This window comes from Synechococcus sp. R5-12, from assembly GCF_047502655.1.
Classification (GTDB): Bacteria; Cyanobacteriota; Cyanobacteriia; order Thermostichales; family Thermostichaceae; genus Thermostichus.
Window position 1 is genome coordinate 1 of the sequence record NZ_JANSIM010000190.1, and the last position, 4,214, is coordinate 4,214.

At 59.7% G+C, this 4,214-nt stretch carries 2 protein-coding genes; both read left to right on the forward strand.

Annotation, left to right across the window (positions count from 1 at the left end):
* Positions 1-164 precede the first annotated feature (164 nt).
* Entirely contained in the window at positions 165-2,954 is a 2,790-nt protein-coding gene (locus NW843_RS10365; RefSeq protein ID WP_414522891.1) for a cation-translocating P-type ATPase, read from the forward strand.
* 241 nt (positions 2,955-3,195) lie between these two features.
* A partial coding sequence (locus NW843_RS10370) for a PAS domain-containing protein (protein ID WP_414522890.1) occupies positions 3,196-4,214 on the forward strand: 1,019 nt, incomplete at its 3' end.

Sequence of the window (4,214 nt, forward strand, 5' to 3'; positions counted from 1 at the left end):
CCCTACGGGTACAGTGCGGGGCTCCTGCGATTTCTAGCTGAAGATGATCCCAGCCGCTGGCGCCAGAAGAGCTATGGCCCGAACAACTGGGGAGATGACAAGAATCCTCCCCCTCGAGGGCGGGGAGTATGTCAAAATGCGGCAAGAACCCTCGAGTGGTCGCGATGATCCCACCGGATGGATCCCCCCTTGCTTCTGTTCCTGCCTGGCATAGCCTCACCCTCGCCGCTGCCATCCAGAAGTTGCAGACCGATCCCGATCGTGGCCTCACCACTCAGCAGGTAATCCAGAGGCAGCGGGAGTATGGCCCCAATGAGCTGATCACCTCCTCTGGCCGTAGCTCCTGGCAAGTCCTGCTGGATCAATTCCGCAACGTCATGCTGCTGATGCTGATCGCCGTAGCGGCGATCTCAGCCACTTTGGACTTGCAAGAAGGCGAGTTTCCCAAAGATGCCCTGGCCATTTTGTTGATCGTTGGCCTTAACGGTGGCCTGGGCTATTTGCAAGAAAGTCGGGCGGAAAAAGCGCTGGCGGCCCTGAAAAAACTGGCCTCCCCTACTGTGCGGGTGGAGCGGGATGGCCTGTGGCAAGAAGTTCCAGCCAGCCAACTGGTGCCGGGGGATCGCGTGCTGCTGGAAGCCGGGGTACAGATCCCAGCCGATGGGCGCTTGGCCGAGGCCGTGAACCTGCAGGTGCGGGAAGCAGCTTTGACCGGAGAAGCCACCCCTGTAACCAAACAGGCAGATTGCGTACTCCCGCCGGACATCGAGCTGGGGGAACGGCGCAACATGGCCTTCATGGGCACCGAAGTGATTCAGGGGCGAGGGATCCTCTTGGTTACTGCCACCGGCATGAACACGGAGCTGGGCAAGGTGGCGAAGCTGCTGCAAACGGTGGAAAACGAGCCCACTCCCCTGCAGCGGCGCATGAGCCAACTGGGCAATGTGCTGGTGTCGGGATCCCTGGCTTTGGTGGCCTTGGTGGTGGGGATAGGGTTGCTGCAAGCCGGGAGCATGGCCCCCTTTACCTCGCTTTTGGAAACTTCCTTGAGCATGGCCGTGGCCGTGGTACCAGAGGGGCTGCCTGCGGTGATCACTGTCACCCTGGCCATAGGCACCCAACGCATGGTGCGCCGCCACGCCCTCATCCGCCGCCTGCCGGCAGTAGAGACCCTGGGATCCGTCACCACCATCTGCTCCGACAAAACCGGCACCCTCACGGAAAACAAAATGGTGGTAACCGACATCATTACCCCCGACCGCCATTACCACGTCAGCGGCACCGGTTACATTCCCAAGGGATCCTTCTACTGCGGCGGCCAGCCCATAGATCCCGGGAGCGCCCCGGATCTGCAGGCCATCTTGCGGGCCGTGGTGTTCTGCAACGATGCCCTGTTGCAGGCCAGCCTCCAACCCGTTGCCGGTCGCAACCCACGGTCTGCAGTTTCTTCTCCCCCTTCAACGCCCACCTGGTCCATCCTGGGGGATCCCACCGAGGCCGCCCTGCTGGTGGCAGCCGCCAAGGCCAACCTCCACAAAGGCTCTTTACAGGAGCGCTACCCACGGGTGCAGGAGCTCCCCTTCAGCTCGGAACGAAAACGCATGAGCGTGGTGATCCAAGAAAACGGCGGCTACTGCGTCTACACCAAGGGATCCCCAGAGCTGGTGCTGGAGCGGTGTGATCGTATCCAGAAAGGGGGCACTTGGCAGGAGCTGTCGGAAACCGATCGCCAAGCCATCCTCGGCACCAACAACCGCCTGGCCGCCCAAGGTATCCGGGTTCTGGGGGTAGCCACCCAGAGGCTAGAGCGGATCCCGGACAACGGGGAAGAGGTGGAGCACAACCTGGTTTGGCTGGGCTTGGTGGGGATGCACGATGCTCCGCGACCAGAGGCGCGAGAGGCCGTGGCCCGCTGCCGAGAAGCTGGGATCCGCACGTTGATGATTACCGGCGACCACCAACTGACAGCTGTTGCCATTGCCCGCCAGCTGGGCATTCTCGAGTCGGAGGATCAGGCGATTGACGGGCGTACCCTCTCCCGCTTGAGTTTCGAGGAGCTGCTGCAAACGGTACAAACCGTCAGGGTCTATGCCCGCGTCGCCCCCGAACACAAGCTGCGCATTGTGCAAGCCCTGCAAAAGCAAAACGAGTTCGTGGCCATGACCGGGGATGGGGTCAACGACGCCCCTGCCCTGCGCCAAGCGGATATTGGCATCGCCATGGGCATCACGGGCACCGATGTGAGCAAAGAGGCCAGCGACATGGTGCTGCTGGACGACAACTTCGCCACCATCGTGGCAGCCATTGAAGAAGGGCGAGTGGTTTACAGCAACATCCGCCGCTTTGTGAAGTACATTTTGGGCAGCAACATCGGCGAAGTGCTGACGGTGGCTGCCGCCCCCATCCTGGGCTTGGGGGATGTGCCGCTGACACCCCTACAGATCTTGTGGATGAACTTGGTGACCGATGGCCTGCCCGCTCTGGCCTTGGCTTTGGAACCGGCGGAGCCAGGGGTGATGCAGCGCCCCCCCTTCAACCCCAAAGAGAGCATCTTCGCCCAGGGGCTGGGAGCCTACATGGTGCGCATCGGCGTGGTTTTTGCCATCTCCACAATCCTCATGATGGTCATTGTGGAAGCCTACATCCCCCACTGGCGCACGATGGTCCTCACCACCCTGTGTATCGCCCAGATGGGCCATGCGCTGGCCGTGCGCTCCAACGAGAAGCTCACCATCGAGACCAACCCTTTTTCCAACCCCTACCTGCTGGGCGCGGTCCTGACCACTCTGCTCTTGCAATTGGCTCTGCTCTATGTGCCTTTCTTGCGCAGCTTCTTTGGCACAGAGGAGCTAACCCGCACTGAACTTTTGATCTGCTTGGGCTCTAGCACCGTGGTTATGGTCTGGGTGGAGTTGGAAAAACTCTATTGCCGCTGGCGCAAGGGATCCCGCTGAATCTTCACAGTTATTTTTCACAATAAAGCATCTTCACAATAAAGAGTCTCTCTCCCTACTGCACCCAGAAACAAAGCTTTGAGCCAAGACTCATTTCCCCAAAAAGCCACTCTTGAGGAATCCTGCCCATTGCATAGAGGCCATTTCCGCAAGTTAGCTGAGCTTCCCCTTTTGATCTCCAAGATAAGCTGGAAAGACTTGCTGGGATACTGTGGAAAGGGGGCAGGAATCTCTGGGTTCTATGCACAGAGAGCTATGGGCGGTAGGGAAAACGGTGGGCCTGGTGGATCCCTCTGGCCTTGCCTTTTGGCTGCTGGGATCCCTCTTCTTGGCTCTCCTGCTGCTTGGCGTCAGCCTGGGGGAAAGTCAGCCGCTTTCTGTCTTCAGAGGGATCCTGGGATCCCTTTCTCGAAGATTTCCCTTCCAACCTCCTAGAGGCACCCCCAGCCCAGAGGCTCGTTTTCGGGCAGCCTTGGAAGCCAGCTTGGATGCTATTTACCTGCTGGAGGCGGTGCGGGATCCCGTTACCCGCGAGATCCGCGACTTTGTCTTTGTGGATGTCAACGCCAAGGGGGAAGAGCTCATTTCCCTCCAGCGCCGGCAGATCATCGGCCAGCGGCTGTGCGAGCTGCTGCCCATCAACCGCTGGGGGGGCTTTTTTGAGAAATACAAGCGAGTGGTGGAAACCGGCATTCCTCTGGAAGAGGAGTTCCCCATTTCGGGGCAGCCGGGCTTGAAGGCCAGTTGGATCCATCACCAAGTGGTGCCGGTGGGAGACGGGATCCTCATCACCAGCCGCGACATCAGCGAGCGGGTCAAGATGGAGCGGGCTCTACAGGAAAGCGAGTCTCGCTACCGCGCCCTCTACGAGGCCATTCCCGACTTGATTTTTGAGCTCAGCGCCGAGGGAGTCATTCTTCATTGCAAGCCTTCCCCTTACGTTCCCACCCGACATCCGCCTGAGTTTTACGTGGGTTGCCGCGCCCAAGACGTGTTTACTGGCTCGCTGAAAGAGCAGTATCCATCTCTGGCGGAGGGGGCCTTGGTCAGCCAGACGCCGCAGTACCTAGAGTACGAAGTTGAGATTGAGCCGGGGATCCGCTGCTATCGGAGAGCCTGCGTTGTCGCTCACGGGAGAGACAAAGTTTACATCCTGGTGCGAGATATCACCGAGCGGAAACAGGCGGAGTTGGCCCTTAGAGAAATGGAAGCCACCCAGCGAGCCATTCTAGAAGCCATTCCCGACTTGATCTTTCGCCT